The 20,089-nt window shown below is 57.2% G+C and carries 11 protein-coding genes; 2 read left to right on the top strand and 9 right to left on the bottom strand.

Going from position 1 to position 20,089, the window contains the following annotated elements:
- Positions 1–240 precede the first annotated feature (240 nt).
- Positions 241–1,647 carry a purine-cytosine permease family protein gene (locus ACA043_RS12465; protein WP_497659341.1) on the bottom strand — a complete coding sequence of 469 codons (1,407 nt, stop codon included), beginning with the start codon at positions 1,645–1,647 and terminating at the stop codon, positions 241–243.
- A gap of 324 nt (positions 1,648–1,971) precedes the next feature.
- Between ACA043_RS12465 and ACA043_RS12460 the strand changes: the two genes are divergently transcribed.
- Positions 1,972–2,457 (top strand): flavin reductase family protein, encoded by a 486-nt coding sequence (locus tag ACA043_RS12460; protein WP_187681005.1) that lies wholly within the window; start codon positions 1,972–1,974, stop codon positions 2,455–2,457.
- A 68-nt stretch (positions 2,458–2,525) separates the two neighbouring features.
- Positions 2,526–3,569 carry an LLM class flavin-dependent oxidoreductase gene (locus tag ACA043_RS12455; RefSeq protein ID WP_497659340.1) on the top strand — a complete coding sequence of 348 codons (1,044 nt, stop codon included), beginning with the start codon at positions 2,526–2,528 and terminating at the stop codon, positions 3,567–3,569.
- Between the two features lie 164 nt (positions 3,570–3,733).
- Here ACA043_RS12455 and ACA043_RS12450 read toward each other — a convergent pair whose 3' ends face one another.
- The 8 genes from ACA043_RS12450 to ACA043_RS12415 form a co-directional block, all read right to left on the bottom strand.
- A complete protein-coding gene (locus tag ACA043_RS12450; protein ID WP_497659339.1) occupies positions 3,734–4,141 on the bottom strand; it encodes a hypothetical protein in 408 nt (135 codons plus the stop codon).
- 5 nt (positions 4,142–4,146) lie between these two features.
- Complete coding sequence (locus ACA043_RS12445; RefSeq protein WP_497659338.1) at positions 4,147–4,395, bottom strand: hypothetical protein; 249 nt, start codon at positions 4,393–4,395, stop codon at positions 4,147–4,149.
- 156 nt (positions 4,396–4,551) lie between these two features.
- Entirely contained in the window at positions 4,552–4,959 is a 408-nt protein-coding gene (locus ACA043_RS12440) for an Imm63 family immunity protein (RefSeq protein WP_497659337.1), read from the bottom strand.
- A 2-nt stretch (positions 4,960–4,961) separates the two neighbouring features.
- The gene (locus ACA043_RS12435) at positions 4,962–5,186 is read right to left on the bottom strand and encodes a TNT domain-containing protein (RefSeq protein WP_497659336.1); all 225 of its coding nucleotides are present in this window, start codon (positions 5,184–5,186) and stop codon (positions 4,962–4,964) included.
- Between the two features lie 351 nt (positions 5,187–5,537).
- On the bottom strand, positions 5,538–5,990 hold the full coding sequence (locus ACA043_RS12430) for a hypothetical protein (protein ID WP_497659335.1): 453 nt from the start codon (positions 5,988–5,990) through the stop codon (positions 5,538–5,540).
- A gap of 5 nt (positions 5,991–5,995) precedes the next feature.
- A complete protein-coding gene (locus ACA043_RS12425; protein WP_497659334.1) occupies positions 5,996–6,541 on the bottom strand; it encodes a hypothetical protein in 546 nt (181 codons plus the stop codon).
- Between the two features lie 72 nt (positions 6,542–6,613).
- Positions 6,614–6,979 carry a hypothetical protein gene (locus ACA043_RS12420; protein ID WP_497659333.1) on the bottom strand — a complete coding sequence of 122 codons (366 nt, stop codon included), beginning with the start codon at positions 6,977–6,979 and terminating at the stop codon, positions 6,614–6,616.
- A gap of 2 nt (positions 6,980–6,981) precedes the next feature.
- On the bottom strand, positions 6,982–20,073 hold the full coding sequence (locus ACA043_RS12415; protein ID WP_497659332.1) for a two-partner secretion domain-containing protein: 13,092 nt from the start codon (positions 20,071–20,073) through the stop codon (positions 6,982–6,984).
- Positions 20,074–20,089: the final 16 nt, after the last annotated feature.

Below are 20,089 nucleotides of genomic sequence, written 5' to 3'. Positions count from 1 at the left end.
AGAATGCGACGTGAGTTCGATGGTTTTTATGTTCTGTACACGGCAGCGGCTTTAAAGGTAGCCGAGGGCAAAAAAGGTCTGGCGTCTCGTTATGGCCCTGATTCTTGCTGACAGCGTAGACGGATCACAGAGGGCGATTGGCCAAAAGGGGATCGATGTGGCCAATTTGAATGTCCGCCAGAATGCGGAAACAATAATGCCCGGCGATTGGCCGGGCATTGTTTGTACTGCAGACGCAGATCAGTCGGTGTAACCCAACCTCGCAGCCCTGCTCTGCTGAGTCTGGCCGCGCGTCGCGAGGCAGTAATACAGCGGAACCGTCACCACCAGGCCGACCAGCCACGACAGGTCCGCACCCTCCACCAGATTGGCGTAAGGCCCGATGTACAGCGAAGTGTTGGCAAACGGCAACTGCACGAGGATGCCGATGAAATAGGCAATGATCGCGTGCAGGTTGAAGCGCCCGTAAATTCCACCGTCAGCACGGAAGATCGAGGTGATGTCGTAGCAGCCTCGCTTGATCAGGTAGAAGTCGATCAGATTGATCGTCGCCCACGGCACCAGTACCAGCAACAGCGCGAGAATCAGACTGATGAACTCGGAAATGAAATCCGCCGACGCGCCGAGTGCGACCACGCAGCAACCGGCCAATATCACACTCGACAGCACCACGCGTACCTTGATGCTCGGTGTCCATTGGCTGGCGAAGGTCTGGATAGACGTAATGATCGACAGCACCGCACCATACAGATTGAGCGCGTTGTGGCTGATGATATTGAGCAGGAACAGCACCATCAGAATCGGCCCCAGCCACCCAGTGGACTGCTTCACCGCGACCATCGCTTCAGTGCCTTCCGGCGTTGCCAGCACCGCCACCGCGCCGAAGCTGAACGACAGAATCGTGCCCAGCGTTGCGCCCAGATACGTAGCCCAAAACGGCTTGGCGATGCCGATGTCCGCCGGCAGATAACGCGAATAGTCGGACACGTACGGGGAAAAACTGATCTGCCAGATAATCCCCAGCGACACCGTCGCCAGCCAGCCGGACAGATTGAAACTGCCGCGCGTTAAAAAGTCCGCCGGCAAGTCATGGGCAAAGATGTAGATGAAACCGGCCAGCAACGCGCTGCCCATCACCCAGGTACCGATGCGGTTCAACGTATGAATGAAGTTGTAGCCGATCACGCCAATCGCCGTGGCGGCCAGCGCACCGATCAGAATGCTCAGCGGTGCCGGCACTGACGGCGCGATGCCGACAATGGATTTGCCCGCCAGCACGATGTTGGAAATGAAGAACCCGATGTAGATGATCGCCGCGAAGAACACGATCAACAGCGCACCGTAGCGTCCGAACTGACCGCGACTCTGGACCATTTGCGGAATGCCCATGCGCGGGCCTTGCGCCGACGCCAGCGCAATCACCACGCCACCGACCATGTGCCCCAGCGCAATCGCCAACAGCCCCCAGAGCAAATCGAGATGGAACACCTGAACCACCATGGCGCCGGTGACAATGGGCAGTGGCGCAATGTTGGTGCTGAACCAAAGGGTGAAAAGGTCGCGGGCCTTCCCGTGGCGTTCCGCGAGTGGAACGTAGTCGACCGTGTGATTCTCGATCAACGGATCTTGCCGGGACATCTGGGACATATGCATGAACTCGAGTTTGTCTGTTCTTATCGTTGTATGAAGCCAAACCGGGAGGACTCTCTGGTCGCCCCTCAGATGCGAACCATATTATGGTATTCCAAACATTTCACAAGACTGATCCGCAGTTTGCGGCGCTATCTGATCCGTCATCCTCGCTGAAACAGCGGCTTCTAGAACAGCCGAAAGCCCCGTAGATACACAGTTTCCGACGAACGCAGCACGTTTATCGGTTCAGCTTAAAAGCTCTTGCAAAGATTATTTTGTGGTATACCATCAGACCAACAAACACATAAAAACAGCGTCACACCACCCGAGGACTGTCCAATGATCGATGCCGCCATCTACAAACAAGTCATGGGCTCGTTCCCGTCCGGCGTAACCGTTATCACCACGCTGGATGATGACGGTCAGATTGTCGGCCTGACCGCCAGCGCCTTCAGTTCGTTATCGATGGACCCGGCGCTGGTGCTGTTCTGCCCCAACTACAGCTCCGACTCCTACCCTGTGCTGATCAAGAACAAGCGTTTTGCGATCCACTTTCTGTCCGGCGGCCAGCAAAACGAAGCCTACGCCTTCGCCCGTAAAGGCAAAGACAAGGCACAAGGCATCGAGTGGACGTTGAGCGAACTGGGCAACCCGATCCTGGCCAACGCGACGGCTATCATCGAGTGTGAGTTGTGGCGCGAATACGAAGGCGGCGACCACGCCATCATGGTCGGCGCCGTGAAAAATCTGATCGTCCCCGAGCAGCACACCGGGCCGCTGGTGTACTGCCACGGCAAGATGGGCGCCCTGCCCGCTTTCGCCTGATCCCTACGATTACCACTCAGTCAGGTCCGCACACGACCGGCCAATAACAAAAGATCCGAGGTAGCGTCATGAAATTTTCCCTGTTCATCCACATGGAACGCTGGGACGAAAGCGTCAGCCACCGCCAACTGTTCGAAGATCTGACCGAACTGACCCTGATGGCCGAGGCCGGCGGTTTCAGCACCGTGTGGATCGGCGAACACCACGCCATGGAATACACCATCTCGCCAAGCCCGATGCCACTGCTCGCCTACCTCGCGGCCAAAACCACCACCATTCACCTCGGCGCCGGCACCATCATCGCGCCGTTCTGGCACCCGCTGCGGGTCGCCGGTGAATGCGCCTTGCTCGACGTGATCAGCAACGGCCGCATGGAAGTCGGTCTGGCACGCGGCGCTTATCAAGTTGAATTCGATCGCATGGCCGGCGGCATGCCAGCATCAAGCGGTGGCCAGGCCCTGCGGGAAATGGTCCCGGTAGTCCGCGCCCTGTGGCAAGGCGACTACGCCCACGACGGCGACATCTGGAAATTCCCCACCTCCACCAGCGTGCCGAAGCCAATCCAGAAGCCCAACCCGCCGATGTGGATCGCCGCCCGCGACCCGGACTCACACAACTTCGCCGTGGCCAACGGCTGCAACGTCATGGTCACGCCGCTGATGAAGGGCGACGAAGAAGTCCTCGACCTGAAGAACAAATTCCAGACAGCGCTGGACAACAACCCCGACGTACCGCGCCCGCAATTGATGGTGCTGCGCCATACCCACGTTCACACCGCTGATAATCCGGACGGCTGGAAAGTTGGCGCGAAAGCGATCTCACGCTTCTATCGCACGTTCGATGCATGGTTTGGGAACAAGGAGACACCGGTCAACGGCTTCCTCGCCCCGAGCCCGGAAGAGAAGTTTGCCGGGCGTCCGGAGTTTGAGCTGGAAAGTCTGCACAAAACCGCGATGATTGGTACGCCGGAAGAGATCATTCCGCGGATCAAGTACTACCAGGAACTGGGCGTGGATGAGTTCAGTTTCTGGTGCGATAACAGCTTGCCGCATGAGGAGAAGAAGAAGTCGCTGGAGTTGTTTATCAGGGATGTGGTGCCGGCGTTTCGCTAAATGCCTTACTGATTGAACACGGCACATAAAAACGCCCCGACAGTGTTCGGGGCGTTTTCATTGTTTTAGCCTGACTGGATTTCAATCCGGAATCACATCCTACGCCTTTCTCAATGATGCTTAAATGTGGCCACTCCTATTCGCGGATTATTGGTCGCTTCAAATCACAGACCACTATACGGATCAGCGATATTATCACCCAGCTCAGCAATTGCCTCTTTAATCTCGACAGCTACTTCAGGTGAAAGCTCGGCAACACTTCGATTTGATATAAAATCAAAAAGTTCAACCAACCCAAGCATTGCAGCAACGATGATCGAGCCCTCAGCAAAATCGAAATCGTATCCATCCCACCAATTGATCAAGATTTTCTCGATCTGAGTCTTCAGTGGCTGGTCCATCCCTTTATAGGTGTGCCACTGACGATCGCTGAGCTCTAACAGAGCCTGGAGAAAATCATGTTTCAACCGCTCAGAACCAGGTACTTCTTGCAGAAGTTCATGAAATTCCTTTGTCACATCTTCTTCAGGCATCGAGTCCGGGAGCGAACGATAATAAGAAACGGCTTTCATGATTATTATTCAAACTCGATAGAGTCCAAAATGGATTGTAGTTTGACGGGATCGGCCACACCACCAAAAAAATACTCATTGCCACCCAAATCCTTTAAATCGTCCGGAGTTCCTTTCCAGTAGAGCACGAAAAATTTTTCATCCAGCAGGTCTTCCAGAGCCCCTCCGTCCTGAAATGATGACACCCGAATGTAGGGCCCATAAACATTGTCGATACAGACAAGAATGCGCTCACCTGTTACTGCGTTAATCATATTCTTTATACCGTTGAACCATTCGAGTTCCTCCTTCGTTGGAGCCCAAGGAAAAAAGGCAGAAAAAAAGGGGACAGATTTATTTTCAACCTTTTAAGTCAGCATAGGTAAAAATAGGTAAAAATAAATCAGCCCCCTTTTTCTCCAACACATGATTCAGCCATCTACGTACGGGAAAGACTTTAGCACGGCATCAACTTCCTGCCTTGCAAGCTCCGCCCATTCAGGCTTTATTTCACCAAGCAGTTGTACCAATCTGGAAAAATAAACTCTTCTCGTATCGCAATTACCCACTCTATTATCAAGCTCATACTTAACAGCCATCTGTCGCACGGCCCTGTTCACAACCCAATAAAGCAACTCATCCAAGGACTCAGTCGATTTATTATATATCTCAAAACCTCTCTCAGAAGACACATAGCTAAAGCCATTGTCATGAAGTTCGACATAAGGCGCCCCGTCATCTGCGGGAGCTGACAAGACGATCAACAATGATTTTGGTACATTAACTCTTCTTCCAAGCTCATCAACTATAGATTGTATTTCATGAATAGAGGCAACCATTTTTACCGCACCTCTCTTATAAAGTGATTATCAATAAGCCATTGCACGTTAACCCTCTCGGAAAAAGCCGGCAGAATTTGTATTCCTCCACCCGGCTGATTGAATGCATGGGCAATTTTCCCCTGTATTACAGGTAACGGTTTAAGTACTTCATATTCGTAGTATCCCCCAGCCCTTGAGCCGGGTGCCAATGCTCTTTGATCAAATGGAGTGCCTTTGGGCGACAAAATGAGCCATCTGGTCCGCCATAGCGGTCCAGCCTGGAGCCAACTTGTAACGTATTTTTAACAGGATCTTCAGCGAATCCGAGGTTTTTCGGCCAATCCCACCCCTCCATCGGCTTTCTTAAACTGATCGTAGTAGGAAAATCCTCCAGCCTCACTATCGGCTATAGCACCAATTGAGTCTGGACTCTTGGCAGTGCTGCCTTTTGCATCAACCCACTTTCCTCCAACCCACTCAACAGCTTTCCCACCAACGTAAGCAGATCCACGCTGCCTGCCCGCCAAGCGTTACACCCGGTTAAACAGGAAAGGAAATCCGCCGGGCGCCGAGAGCAGAGGCACTGGGGCTGTTTATCAAACATGCGGTGCCGGCGTTTCGGTAGACGCTGTGCTGGCTAAGTCCGATAAATGAAAACGCCCCGACAGGGTTCGGGGCGTGTTAGTTTTGAGCGGGCTCTTCGTCCCAGAAATTTCCGGGGGGGCGTATTGTCCATCTCGGAGAACAGCGCACCAACCAAAGCTTCGGTAGAACATTTCAAGATCAATGATCTCGTAAAGATCTTCGCCAATTTTGCTTAAGGTGATCAGGCTATTGGCATAGTGGGTGTATTGACCCCCCACCCCGGCGACCGCGCGTCGCTCCAGTTCCTCACGATTCCAGCCTGAGACGATCCCGGATGATTCAGGGACCGTGTCCGAGAAGACAATTTCGAACTGCGTTGAAACCTTGCAAAGGCATGGAATCCGTTGCTGTCTGAGCAAGTCGTCGGTGATCAGGTTGGCAGGGAAATCAATGCTTAATTTCAAGTGGTTCAAGCCCCGATGAGACTGCGTTGACCCGGCCGGGTGACATCGTAAACATGCTGCTCGCAACCCTGCCCGACAAACTGGAACTCCACCAGATAGACCTTGCTTCGTTCCGGCGTAAAGGTACTGTTCAGTGGCCCGCAGCTATAGGTATTCCCGGTACCCATGCCGTTCGAACGCCCCGACACCTCGAACGGTTCATCGGCATTGGCTTGCGTTTCCAACTGCGGGAAATGTTTTAACGTGGCGCTATTGGCCGCTTCGCTGAGCTTGGCGATCCAGCCGAACACCTTGCCCCGCCCCGAATCCACCACGGTGCCCAGCATTTCCATTCGCCGGTCAGGATCTGCCGCACGGCGGACCGAGAACTCGACGGGGTATGTGTAGCCCGACGCTTTCATGATGACTTTGGCGTGTTGTGCATCTTCCGTGACCATTTTTTGCTGCAACTGGATGCCATCGTTCAGGAGACTGGGGGAAGCGTCTCGGACGTTGGAATGGCAGCCCGACAGTATGAAAAATAACGTAAACAACAGACCGGTTCTGGCCACTTTTTACTATCCTGTGCAAGACGTAGCGGGCGGATTAATCGACTTAATAAACCTGCCGGGCTACAGAAACCATTAAATAATGTCCAACAACTGCAAGTCCGACTTGACCTGCTGAGCATCTTGATCAGACAACTGCGACATAAGGAACGCCAATCCATGCGCATCAATAATCTTCTTTATATCTGCAGAAGCAATATCGAAAGCAACCTCGGGTTCCCTTCCTGCCGACAGCACAAGCCCTGCAGTTTGCAGCATAAGATTTTCCACTGGATTAACAAAACTGTCTTCCATCTCATTTAACGCATAGCCGACTTCAAGCTCCCCTTCAACCCAGGACAAACCGGCTTTTTTGTTCTTCCTGATCTTATTCCGACAGTAAACAGGATAGTAGTAAAACATCCGCTGCATTATTTCTTTATAGCTTAAAACCACCGACATGATCAATCCCTCAAAATTCTATGGCCATTGGGGTTAGCCATCACATTCACATTGATATTTGGAAAGCGTTCCTTGAATTGCGAAATAGCGTTACTACAACTGGCGCAGACCTTTAGCTCGCTAAAAATGTCTATCGTCCCGCTGGCGTTTTTATAGCCTCCTAACATGTCAGAAATATTGTCAAGTATTTTGTACTCAGCATCTGTGTCTCTATCGATAGGGCGACCGGTTGCATTATTAACAACCTTAGACTCCAGGCTTCCGCTACCTCTACCCACGAAACCGCTCATGGCATCATCCACCCCACTGTGAGCAGCCATATTTGCAGGTAGGCCATCAATATGCACGTCTGCCACCGCCACGTTACCTTCGCGTTTGAGATTATCAGGTAGCAAAGCCCTTAGATCCGCAACTTGATCTTGCTTCACTTCCAACCATTTAGGATTACTAGGCCCCAGATTTTCAGCTCCGTACAGAATTCTATTGATCTCAACCCTTTGATCGACAGTTGCCGGATGATAAGGATCGCCTTCGACTGTTGGTTTTCCGCCGCTAAATCCATTCGGTTTGTCCTTTGCAACAACTTCGGCAATCGACTTTTTCGCCGCCTCCTTCTTCGCCAGCATCTCCAAAACCGCATCAATAACGGCCTTACCACCTCGAAGGCCGGTCATTGAAAGGATCGCGTCATCGATCGCGCTGACCGACAGGATTCCTTTACCCGCTATTGCCGACAATCGCTCCGCTGCATCCGCCACATCAGACGCGTAAGTGGAGATTTTGGTCAGATCATTTTCATACTGAGTCGTCTGAGACTTACCAAACTGACTCCAGTGCTGGTAAACCGCTCCCGGCCCATAAGTCCCTGCAGCGTTGAACAAAGTGGAGTCGTTGAATTGTGCATCTGTCGCATTGAACGCATAAACCGGTGCACCGTTGGCGATGATCGGTCGACCATCACTCCAAGTCAGCGGGATTTTCTGATCGGACAGTTGGGTGATTGCTGCATACGCATCGCCCATATCTTCAGCGAAGTTCCTTGACTCAGGATCATTGCCGACAGTTTTCTGCATGACGCTTTTCAAGTGCTCCAGACCCGCCGCATCTACTTCAGCACCCGCGGCGAGCAGCAGCAAATCTTCCCAACGAGCACCCGAGCGCGAGGCCCCATGCGCTTGCAAATCCTCTGCTTTTTTCTTCAGCAGCGGGATCTCCTGCTGCTTGTGCAATTGGCGGTTGAACATATCAACGCTGGAGGCAGCGTTAATCGCAGTGGTCGCGCCCGTTGCTCCACCACCAGACCCCGCTGCTGCGCCAAGACCCGAAGCAATCAAGGTGGCCAACGCATCCTGCTGCTTATCGTTCAGACCGCTATCTTTCAGTGCCTTGGCAATCATCGGCATCAAAGCAGCAGAGACGCCTGCGCCTAACGCTCCGGCTGCGACGCTGCTGCCCGACAACCCCATCACCGCACCAACCAGCGAGTGCAGCATGACGCGTGCAACCCCGCCTTCGGCCCACGCCGCTCGAGTGACGGCATCGGTAGCGTTGTGTTCTTGCTGCGTGGCGTAATCGCCGATTTTTTTGAACGCATCGTTAGCCGTGGTGTTGGCGATGACACCGATGGCTGTCGTACCGCCCACGCCTCCGAGGCCCACAGCAATCAAACCTGCCGCGACATCCGCCATGATGCGTTTATCACCGCCCACTCCCCAACTGATGTACTCATCGAGCGCGGCCTTACGCTCCTCGTCGGTCGTAGCTGACTTCAATTTGTCAGCGGCCGCTTGCTGCTGGGCGTTGGCCACTTTGCCGATGATGTTTCTCGACAGCGAGACCGTGCTCTGAATCAGATCAATCCGCTCTTGAATGGCTTTTTGATCAGGTTTGTCCAGAGTTTCATTGGCATTTGCGGTATCGCGATTCAGCCCGACCAGATCGTTTACGCCTGCCGAATTGCGAACGATGATGGTGCCTTCGCTAACGGCGCTGCGAGTCTTGCTCTGATCCGAATCTTCAAGCGCCAGCGGAATACTGCCGCCGACACTGGTGCCGGACTTGCCGCCATAAGACAGGGAAATGCCGGCCGACTGGGCACTGATATCACTCGTGTTTTTGATGTCACTGACGAACAGGCGATCAGTGCTGAGCAGGTTCTTGTCCGGTGTCGCTTCACTGGCAATGACCGCGCCTTGCAGGGTCGTATTTTTGCCAACGGTGATGTCGTAACCACCTTGGCCGGCGAACAGACCGCTCTGATCGGTCACGGCCTTGTAGTCGCTGTTCATGTTGCCCGCGGCAAGGCTTGCAGACCCAGTCACGGTTGCGCCATAGCAGAACGGCGGGATACAGATGCTCGCGCCGATACCGGCACTGCCCTGCTTGCTGCTCTGGGTCTCGGTGTCCTGACGCGAGGTAATGTTGAGGTTACCGTCAATCAGCGCCTTGATACTGTCGGCGCGGACTTGCGCACCCGCTAACGTTGTGTCGTTGCCGCTGTGCAACGAGAGAGATCCGGTATCAAGGGTTGTATTGACCTGGGTGACCGAGCTTCCGGTTCCTTTGCTCTTGGCAACAGACGCTCCGAGATCAAGGGTAAATCCGTTTTGCTCGCCCAGGTTAAAGCTAGCGCCGATGGCGGTTTTGTTATTGCTGCCGTTGTTGGCCCAGTCAGCCGTGTTCTGCGCGCTCTCCAGAACGATGTCGTTCTTGGCAATCAACGCAGTGTCGGCGGCTTTCAAGCTGCTTCCGATGACGTGAATATCACCGACAGTTCCCGGCGCACCGCCATCAGCGATGATCAACAGGTTCTGGCCGGCATTAATCGTGCTCTGTTTGGCGGTCTGACTGTTGTACTCGCTGGTGCTCTTGCTGTGGGTATTCGCCAGTTCCGTACCGATTTTTATCAACGAGCCATTGCTGGCGGAACCCTGTTTTTTCCCATAGTCGGAGCCTGCACCTTCAGCACTTCCCGCCATACCGCCAAGGTCGTTCAACGCCATGGCGGCTTGAGCGTATTTGACCGCTTTAAGGCGCGGATCATCGGCGTTTTTCGCTGCTTCGACCGAGTTGTGAATCGTGTTGACCGTATCAACGATCATGCCACCAATAACCCGGCCTACCCCCAGGCTGCTGGATTTGTCGGTACTGCTTTGGCTCGAGCTTTCCATGCCCGCAGCAATGGCCACCTTGGAGCCGGTCAGGCTCATGTTTTTAGTGCTGACCAGATCGCTGGCGATCACGCTAAGCTCACGACCACTGGAAAGGCTGACGTTGCCAGCACTAGAGCCAATGGTGCTGCCAGTCAAAGTGGTCTGGGACGATTGGCCAGTATGATTCTGACTACCGACAGACAGATGCTGGTTACCGGTGATGTCATCGACCCCAAGGTTGTTAGCGGTCAATATACCGGTCAGGTCGCGGTTCTTTTCCTTGTGCAGTTCATTACGGGTAAACGTGTTTTCCGCGGCGTTGATGGTCAAGTCGCGACCGGCCTGTACCTTTAGATCCTGGGTGCTGACCAAGGCTGAACCGGTAATCGTCGCGTCTCGACTGGCCACCACATCTACAGTGTTACCCGAAATCATGCTGCCGACTGCCGTCGTTTGCGTTTCGGAAACCTGATCCTTGACCTTGCTCGACTTCAAGCCGCCCCAACTACTTTTGCTGGAGCTGCTTTCATGGCGGACGCTTTGTGAGTCAGTGACAGCAACGATTTGCATGTCATTGCCTGCGACCAGTTTCACACCACCTTTTTCAGAGGCAACTTCACTGCCCTTGATGAGCATGTCGTTATTGGCAACCAGCGTTGCATTGCCCCCCGACGTTACCGAGCTGGCGATATTGGTGGTGCTGGATTGCTCGTCAAGGCGGCTTTTCTTACCGGAAGAGCTTTTCTTGGTCTTGCTGTAGAAGCTGTAATCCGTGTCTTGCGCCGATTGCAGCGCCAGATTGGCACCCGCCGTCAGATAAGCCTCATTCCCTGCACTGACCCGACTGGCAATCAGGCTCAAGTCTTTACCGGCGTTGAGCAAGACAGTCCCGCCAGCAGTCAGGGTTGTGGAAACCTGACTGACATGATCCTCCTGACTGGTCACCTTTTTGGTCTTGGTGTATGAGTGCTCTTCATCCGCCGCCGAGGCCAGGGTCAGGTCACCCACGGCGCTCATATCTACGTCGCGTTTGGCGCCGATCTGGCTGGCAATGGCGGTGACATCGCGACCTGCACTTACGATCAGACTCTGACCGGCATTAATGGCCGAACCATACTGAGTAATATTCTGATCCGTGTGCAGACCACGTTGCCCGCCTGAGACCTGCTCGGCCGAAACGAGGTTGACGTCACGCCCGGCATTGATCGTGGTGTCCAAGCCGCTTTTCAGAACGCCACCGGTGTTGTTGAAGTCCTGTCCAGCCTTGATGGTCAGACTGTTGGCCGCTTCGATACGCGCAGCACTGTCCACAAAGTCGCTGCGCTCACTGCGGTAGCCGCTGTCGCTTTCGTGGGTGGTGACGGTGCGCTCGTTGATGATGTCGCCACGGGTGGCGGTCAACGAGACTTCTTTACCGGCAATGACGCCGCCGGATTTGTTGATCAGGTTGTTGCCGGCCAGCAGGTCGAGGCGATTGCCTGCCTCGATCAGGCCGCTGTTGACCAGGTCGTTGGTGGCGCTGGCCGAAAGGTTGTTGTTTGCCTTCAAGGTACCGGCGTTGTTCAGGTCCTTGCCGGCGATCAGCGTCACGTCGCTGCCCTGGATCAGGGCGCCATTAGGGGCCAGGCGATTGTTGGCATTGGCCAGGTACAGCACTGGCACCAGTACTTGCTCGCCGTTCACTTCGGCGTTTTCCATCCAGACGATGTCGTGGGTCAGCGCCGCGACTTGTTCGGAGGTCAGGCTGACGCCCACCGAAAGATTGAGCTCGTTTTTGCTGGTGAGCGCGTTGTCCATCAGGTATTTGAACAACTCGCTGTTAGACGTTTTACCGTCGATAAAACGCTGACCGGTACGGGCGACCACGGCTTGCTGGATCAGGGTCTGCTCGTAGAGGCCATCACCCAGACGTTTGGCACTTTGATCAGGGTCGTAGCCGAGATTGGACAGCAGGTAGTCCGAACTCATGAACTGCTTGAGGTCGGTCAGTACCGGGTTGGTTTCAACCAGGTATTTCTGCGGATTGGATTTGCCCGTACTGGTCGGAACGCCCTGCACCCGGTTGATGGTGAACGCGGTGGAGCGACCCGGCAGGGTCGCGCCGCTGACGTCAGCTGCCGGCGTGCTGACGTCGATCGCACTGGCACCAACCCCCTGTTGCTGGGCCTGGTGATCGACGGTGCTCAGGTTGACGCTGCTGGCAGAGGCCGAAGCATTGTTGGTCAGGAGAATGTTGCGCGTCTGCACGCCTGGCAACGTTTGATCGCGCTGGCTCGGGTTGACGCTGGCGCCGCCCATGGTCCAGCTCTGCGGGCCGGTCGCTACCGGGGCGGTGCTTTCCTGACCGCTCAGGCGGAACAGGCCGTTCTGCCCGGTCGGCAGCGCGAAGCCCGGCAACACCACCGGATTGACCTGCTGCTGGGCGAGGTTCGGCGGCAGTTGCTGATTGACGGTGACGCGCGTTGAGAACTGGCTGCCACCCGCACCGGTGCCGGTGCGCGGACCGCTGCCGATATAGGTGTAGCCCGGGCGTACAACACTGTTATCAATGTTGTTCTGGGCGGTGATGTTGACCGCGCCTGCGGCCTGGATCACGGCGGCGTAGCTCTGGTCGCTGCCGGCGATTTTGCGGGTGCTGCCCAGCCCCGGGATTTCCCGTTCAGTCATGCCGATGAAGTTGGCGATACCGCCCTGCAGACCACCCAGATTATTGGCGTCGTAGCCGCTGCTTTCATACCAGTACTGGTTGGTGAAGGCGCTTGCGGCGTTGTACCAGGCACCGGCGCCGCGGGTGCGCTCGGACATGTAGATGCGGGTGGTTTCGGTTTCACCGGTTTCCACGCCACTGTTGGTCAGGTTCGCCACGTTGGCATTGAAGTTGCCCGCCGTGGCGATGGTGCTGCTCTGGTTGAGCAGGTCACCGCCATTGATGATCAGGTTGCTACCCGCGGTGATGCTGGACGCAGCGCTGGCCGCAGTGACCTCGAGTTTTTCGCGCTGCACGATTTCCCACGCGTGGTTCTGCTTGCCGCTGCAGTCACCGGCGTTGACCCCTTCGATACAGGTGACTTCACCGATGCGCGCGGTGTAGATGCCGGCGTTGTTGACCGTGAGCACGTCGCGGATGTTCTGGATCGAGCTCGCCGCCAAGGTCATGCTGCCGTCGCTTTGCAGCGATGCGGAGCGGTTGACGATAGTGTTGGCCAGCCCGCCCTGGCCATCGCGGTCAATCATCAGATTGCCGAGGCTGTAGACGTTGCCGTAGTAGTTATTGAAATCGGCGACCCGCAGCGACATGTTCCTGCCGCTGAAAATCAGGCCCTTGGCGTTGACCAGATTACCGGTGGTCAGAGTCAGGTCAGTGCCGGCAGCCGTGGTGCCGTAGTTGCGCACGCTGCCGGCATTGATGGTCATGCCCGCGCCGGAAGTCAGGCGACCGGCGTTGTCCAGTTGGCCACCGACATTGAGCGTGGTCTGGCCACCCCCGGCGATGCTGGAGGTGGCGCCCGTAAGGCTGACTTGCGCCGCGTTCAGGGTCAGGTTGCCCTGACTGGTGAGGCGCCCCGCGCCCCAATAAGCGGCACCTAGGCCGACGTTCATGCTGCCGTCACTGGCCAGCAGACCTTCGTTGAACCAATTGACGCCGTTGCCGGTGAAGCTGTCGGAGGCGAGCAACTGGCCGCTGGCGGTCTGGGTCAGGTTGTTGACGTTGACGGTCAGGCGCCCGGCCTGAATCGAACTGCTGTTGGTCCAGGTGTCGGTGTTGATGGTCAGGCCACCACGGGTCACGAGTGTGCCGCCGGCGTTGATGACGTTGTTGGTGGAGATGTCGAACATGCCGGTGCCGACGTGCAACAGGCTGCCACCGGTATTGAGGAAGCTGCCGGCGCCGAGCATCAGGTCGGTGTTGGCGGTTTCCAGCGTGCCATTGCGGTTGTCGAACAGGCCGCCAATCTGGAAGTTGGTTTTGCCGCTGGTGCCGAGGGCACGCAACTGGCCGGTCTGGTTGTCGAGGCTGGCGGCCTTGATGGCCAGGGTGCTGTCGCTCTCGATGATGCCCAGGCGGTTGTTCAGTGCTCCGGTCAGGTTGAGGTCGATCTGTTGGCCGGCGATTTGGCCGTCGTTGTCGCCGCTGTTGTCAAAGTTATTGCCGGTGACGTTGATTTTGCCTTTGGCGTAGAGCCCGCCATTGCGGTTATCGAAGTTTCCGGTGACGACGATAGCGTCGCCGCTTTGTGCGGAAATGCGGCCGCCATAGTTGTCGAGGCCCATCGCCGCATTGAGGTTCAAGCGCTGGCCCTGGATCACCCCACCCTGACGATTGTTGTTCAGGTCATAGCCGTTTTTCAGTACACCGGTCAGGCGTGCGGTGAACGCCGCTTGCAGGCTGGCGAGGACACCGCCACGGCTATCGAGATGATCGGCTTTGATGGAAAGATCACCGTTGGTAGCGAGGATCCGGCCGCTCTGGTTATCGATATCGCCGTTGCTGACAACGGTGACTGCGCCTTGGGCCTGTACGGTGCCCTTGGCGTTGGCAAGGCTGGCGGCCTGGACTTGGAGGTCGCCGTTCTGGCTGTAGATCAAGCCGTCGGCGCTGTTCTGAATGGCGCCCGGCGTGGTGATCGTCAACAGGCCGCTGGCGGCGACGGTGCCACGATTGCGGTTGTCCAGACCACCGCTCAACAGGGTCATCAGGCCCTGGCTGGCCAGTTGGCCGCCCTGGTTGTTGATCTGCGTGGCGCGTTGCAGCAGCAGCGCGCCACCACTGGCGAGTTTGCCGTTGGTGTTGGTCAGGGCACCAAGCAGGTCGAGGGTAACGGCGGCATTTCCGGCCAGACTGCCACCGGTGTTATCCAGGGTGGTGCCGGTGAAGCTCAAATCCTGCGTGGCGTTGACGGTGCCGCCGGCGTTGCCCAGCGTCATGGCTTGCATTGCCAAGGTCGCATCGGTGGCGATTAGACCACCCGCCGCATTGTTCAGCAGACCGCTGACAGTCAGGGTTTGCGCACCGGTGCTGGAGACCACGCCGTTGTTGCTGTTATCCAGATTCGCTGCGGTGACGCTGAGGTTCTTCTGGGTAACCAGTGCTCCGGCGCCGCTGTTGAGCAAGTCCCCGCTCAACGTCACGCTGAGGTTGCCATCACTGGCAGACAGCGTGCCCTTGTTGCGGTTATCGAGGCTGGCAGCGTTGACCGTCAGTCCTTGTACACCGGAGATCACCCCGTTCTGGTTGACCAGTGCACCGGTGTTGATATTCAGCAGATGATTGCTCACCAGCTTGCCGCCGCTGTTGTCGAGGCTGCGGGCGACAAGATCGATACTTTGGCTGCTGGCGATCTTGCCGCTGCGGTTGGTCAGGTCACGCAGGTGTTGAATGCTCAGCTGGCCTTCGGTGGTGATCAGGCCACCGTCGTTGTTCAGGTCAGCAGTGGTCGCGCCGAAATCAATGGCGATGGCACTGCCCAACAGGGAACCGCTCTGGTTGTTCAGGCCATTGCTGTTGACGGTCAGGCCAGTGGTGGCATTGATCAGCCCCTGGTTCTGGTTGGTGAGCAAGCCGTCGACGTTCAAGTCAAGATTCGCGCGGCTGGTCAGTGTGCCGCCGCTGTTGTCGAGGCTGGCGGCTTTAATGTCCAGCGCGGCGGCGGCAATCAGGCCTTTGATGTTGGTCAGCGCCTGATCGATGCGCAGTGTCACCGCCTGATTGCTGAGCAGTTTGCCGTTGCTGTTGTCGAGGCTACGCGCCGTCACGGTGAACGCCTGGGTGCTGGAGATCTCACCGCCGTTGTTGTTGACGTCTTGAAGATTCTTGAGCATCAGCAACGGCGCGCCGATCAGGCCGTTCTGGTTGTTCAGTTGACCGTGATTCAGATCCAGCGCCAGCGAGGTATTGCTGAACAGCTGGCCGCCCTGTTGATCCAGACCGGTAACGTTCGCGGTCAGCGCGGCGACGCTCGCGATGCGCCCGCCGTCCTGGTTGGTCAACTGGGTCGCCTTCAGGTCCAGCGTATCGCCACTGTTCAGCTTGCCGTTGTGGCTGTTATCGAGCGTACCGGTCTGCACCACTACCGCGCCTTTGGCGCTGAGGCTGCCACCGTTGCTGTTGTCGAGGCTGGCACTGGTGAGGTTGAGGCTGGCGTCGGTGACGATCTGGCCCCCGCGGTTGAGCACCACGCCGGTGGTGGTCAATGTCAACGGCCCGGCAATGGACAGGCTGCCGAGGTTGTTGGTCACACTCGCCGCCGTCACGCCAAGGCTGCCCTCGGCACTGATCAGGCCCTGACTGTTATTCAGGTCGCCGCTCAGGTCGAGTTTCAGATTGCTCTGGCTCAGGAGCGCGCCCGCAGTGCTGTCGAGGCTGCGTCCGGTCAGCGTCAGGTCGGTCTTGCCCGAAAGCAGGCCTTTGGCGCGGTTGAGCACTTCATCAACGGTCAGGCTCAACGCACCTTGCGCAATCAGCTTGCCGCCATCGCTGTTGTCCAGACGACTGCCGACCAGCGTCACGTCAGCCTGGCTGGACAGCTCGCCGCCACGGTTATCGACGGCAGCGACCGTCAGTTGCAGCGCATTATTCGCGCCGACGAGGCCGCCGTTACGGTTGTCGAGGCTGCTGCCGGTGAGCTTCAGCCCAGCGGTTGCCACCAACTCACCATGCTGGTTATTGAGAGTCGCCACGCTGGCGATAACCTCGGCTTTACCGGCGATGTGCCCTTCGCTGTTGTCGACGCTGTCGGCTTTCAGGTTCAGTTCATCATCAGCGATCAGCGTACCGCCTTGGTTGACCAGTTGACCGTCCACCGTCACCCCGAGGGTGCCACGGCTGGTGATCAGGCCGCCGCCGTTGTCCAGGCGAGCGCTTTTGACATCCACGCTCTGCGCGGAAATCAGGCCTTTGACGCTGGCCAGCAGTTGTTCGATGCGCAGGGTCAGGCCCTGATTACTGATCAACTTGCCGTTGCTGTTATCGAGGTTTTGCGCGGTCAAGGTGAACGCCTGGGCGCTGGAAATTTCACCGCCCTGGTTATCGACATCCTTGAGGTTTTTCAGCACCAGCAGCGGTGCGTTGATCAGGCCGTTACGGTTGTTCAACTGGCCGTGATTGAGGTCGAGGCTCAGGGACGTTTTGCTGAACAGTTGACCGCCCTGCTGATCGAATCCGGTAACGGTCGCGGTCAGTGCTTTTTCGCTGGCGATCCGGCTACCGGTGCCGTTGCTCACTCCAGTCGCGTCAAGGTCCAGGGTGTCGCCGCTGATCAAACTGCCGCCGGACGCGTTGTTGAAGACACCGGTGGTCAGCGCGGTCGCTTTCTTGCCGCTGATCAAGCCGCCCTGACTGTTATCCAGACTTTGTGAGCCAAGGATCAGTCCGCTGTCGGTGGCGATCAAACCCGCCTGGTTATTCAGGTTGCCCGTGGTGGTCAGCGCCAAGGCGCCGGCGCTCGCTAGGTGACCGCGCGTGTTATCGAGACTGCCCGCGTTTACAGTCAGCGTCCCCTCGCTGCTGATCAGACCCTCGATATTGCTCAAGGCGTTGTCGAGACGAATGTCCAGATTGCCCTGTCGAGTAACGAAGCTGCCGCCGCTGTTGTCCAGGCTCTGCCCGACCAGCGTCGAGGTGCCCACACTGAACAGTTGTCCGAGTGTCTGATTGATGACCCGGGCCACGGTCAGGCCAAGGGTGGTCCCGGCCAGGATCTTGCCGCTGTCGCTGTTGTTCAGGCTTTGACCGGTGACGGTCACATCGACGGTGCTGGAGATTTCACCACCGCGGTTGTCGACATCATCGACCGTCAGTTTCAGCGCGTTTGTGGCGGCTACCAGACCGCCCTTACGGTTATCCAGTGACTGGCCGGTGAGCAACAAGGTGCCCGGGGCTACCAGCTTACCGCCCTGGTTGACGAACTGCGCCACGTTGGCGGTGAGATCGGATTGGCTGGAAATGCGCCCGGCGCTGTTATCGATGCGCGTAACGCCGATAATCATCGGCCCTGTCGCACTGAGCAAGCCACCACGGTTATCCAGTTGCGTGCCGCTGTAGTTGACGGCGGCCTGGCTATCGAGCAGGCCCGTGTCGCGGTTGTCGAGTGTGCCAACGCTGAGTTGCAGGTCTTTGGTCGCGCGAACTTTACCGCCGCGGTTGTCCACGGAATCGCTGCGCAGGGTCAGGCGATCCTTGCCGACCACTCTGCCGCCGCGGTTGTCGAGGCTGCCACTCTGGACATCGACCAGCCCTTTGGCGCTCAGGTCGCCGTTCTGGTTGTCGAACACGCCAGTGATGCGCGCGGTCAGACTGCCGTCGCTGACGAGACTGCCCTCGTGGCTATTGTCCAGGCTGGCGGCGGTAATGCTGACGTTCGCAGCGGAACCCAACACACCGTTGCGGTTGTTCAGCGCACCGATCAAACCGATGTTCAGCGCCACGTCACCCGTGACCTGGCCGTCGCTGTTGTCGAGGGTGACCGCGTTGATACCGAGGGTACCCGTACTGGAAATCTCGCCATCGTGGTTGTTCAGCTCGCCGATATCGGCCTTCAGGTTGCCACTGCTGGTAATCACGCCCTGCGTGTTGAGAACTTTTCCGGCGCTCAGTTGCACGGTGGTATTAGCGAGGACGCTGCCGTTGTTCTGGTTGTCCAGCGTGCCGGCAACGATGTCGACGGATTGCGCGGCGTTCAAAGCGCCGCCCTGATTGTTCAGGGTTTGCGTTACGTTCGCCGTTACGTTGCGACTGGCGATCACGCTTTTGCCACTGTTGTTGAGATTCTGCGCACGCAGGCTCACATCGCCCGTGCTGTTGCGGCTGTTGTCGGCGTTGACCCCGGCTTCGATGATGCCGTTGTTGATCAGGGTGCCGCCGGCGCTGAGGCTGATGCTGTCGCGCGCGGCGAGGCTTTGCTGGTTGCTCAGGTCGCCCTGGGTTCGTACGTTCAGCGCGGTGCCGGCGTAGACCGGACCGTGGGCATCAAGGCTGCTGGCCTTGACGTTCACGGCAGTGGCCGCCGAAGTCTGCGCGAGGGTCAATTGACCGTTGGCATCGATCTGGATATCACCACCACTGGCGGCCAGATTGCCCGCCAGTTTCACCCCGACCCCGGCCTCGGTACCGACCAGTTTGATCGCCCCGGCGTACATGCCGCCCAGCGCCGAGGAGTCGATGGCCAATTGCGGTTTGACGCTGCCATCATCGGCGCGCGCCGTGGCATTGAGGGTTTGCGCGTTGACGTCGTTGCGCCCGGCGACGATGGTCAGGTTCTGCGCCTGAATCTCGGCGTTGATCTTCGCGCTGCGGGTGATGATTTCGAAGCGGTCGACGTTATTCGCGTTGAGGCCGGAACCTTCGATGACCACAGAGCCCTGATCGACCTGGAAGCGATCCAGGTGGCCGTTATCGAGCACCGGTTTACCGGTGGTCAACGTCACCCGTGGCGCGTTGATGAAACCGCAGCCATTACAGGTGATGCCATACGGGTTGGCGACGATCACCCGTGCCGACTGCCCCGCTACCTCGGTATAACCGCGCAACTGGCTCGGATTGCCGCTGACGACTTCGTTGAGAATCGCCTGCGCCGAACCGCTGTTTTTCAGGTTCGGGTTGCCGATGATGTGCCCCCCCAACTGGGTGTTCGACGTCTGGGTCGCACCGTTGTTGAGAATCACGCCCTGAGCGCCGACGTTGTAATCGTGAAACTGGTTGTGCGACAGCCCGCTGCCATTGGGCGTGGCGATGTTAATGATCGGCACGCCGTTGCCGGCCCGATCCAGCGAGGTGTTCGGGTTGGCCACGACAATTCCATCCGCCTGCGCCCACATCGGTTGCCAGAACATGACGTTCGCCAGCAGGAACGCCAGACCGCGTTTTGGCATGCCCAGGAAGTGTTCGCGGTGTTTTACGGCAGCAGAAGGCTGACCGGCCGGGTAGGCGAATTGACGGATGTCCATGTCAGAATCTCGGGGC

The organism is Pseudomonas sp. LBUM1648 (genome assembly GCF_059716145.1).
Note: the sequence above shows the minus strand (reverse complement) of the source record. Positions and strands in the feature narration are given on the sequence as shown.

What these genes read in the sequence shown, in the direction of transcription:
- ACA043_RS12465 (WP_497659341.1), bottom strand. Translation starts at nt 1,647, where the DNA reads ATGTCCCAGATGTCCCGGCAAGATCCGTTGATCGAGAATCACACGGTC.
- ACA043_RS12460 (WP_187681005.1), top strand. Translation starts at nt 1,972, where the DNA reads ATGATCGATGCCGCCATCTACAAACAAGTCATGGGCTCGTTCCCGTCC.
- ACA043_RS12455 (WP_497659340.1), top strand. Translation starts at nt 2,526, where the DNA reads ATGAAATTTTCCCTGTTCATCCACATGGAACGCTGGGACGAAAGCGTC.
- ACA043_RS12450 (WP_497659339.1), bottom strand. Translation starts at nt 4,141, where the DNA reads ATGAAAGCCGTTTCTTATTATCGTTCGCTCCCGGACTCGATGCCTGAA.
- ACA043_RS12445 (WP_497659338.1), bottom strand. Translation starts at nt 4,395, where the DNA reads ATGATTAACGCAGTAACAGGTGAGCGCATTCTTGTCTGTATCGACAAT.
- ACA043_RS12440 (WP_497659337.1), bottom strand. Translation starts at nt 4,959, where the DNA reads ATGGTTGCCTCTATTCATGAAATACAATCTATAGTTGATGAGCTTGGA.
- ACA043_RS12420 (WP_497659333.1), bottom strand. Translation starts at nt 6,979, where the DNA reads ATGTCGGTGGTTTTAAGCTATAAAGAAATAATGCAGCGGATGTTTTAC.
- ACA043_RS12415 (WP_497659332.1), bottom strand. Translation starts at nt 20,073, where the DNA reads ATGGACATCCGTCAATTCGCCTACCCGGCCGGTCAGCCTTCTGCTGCC.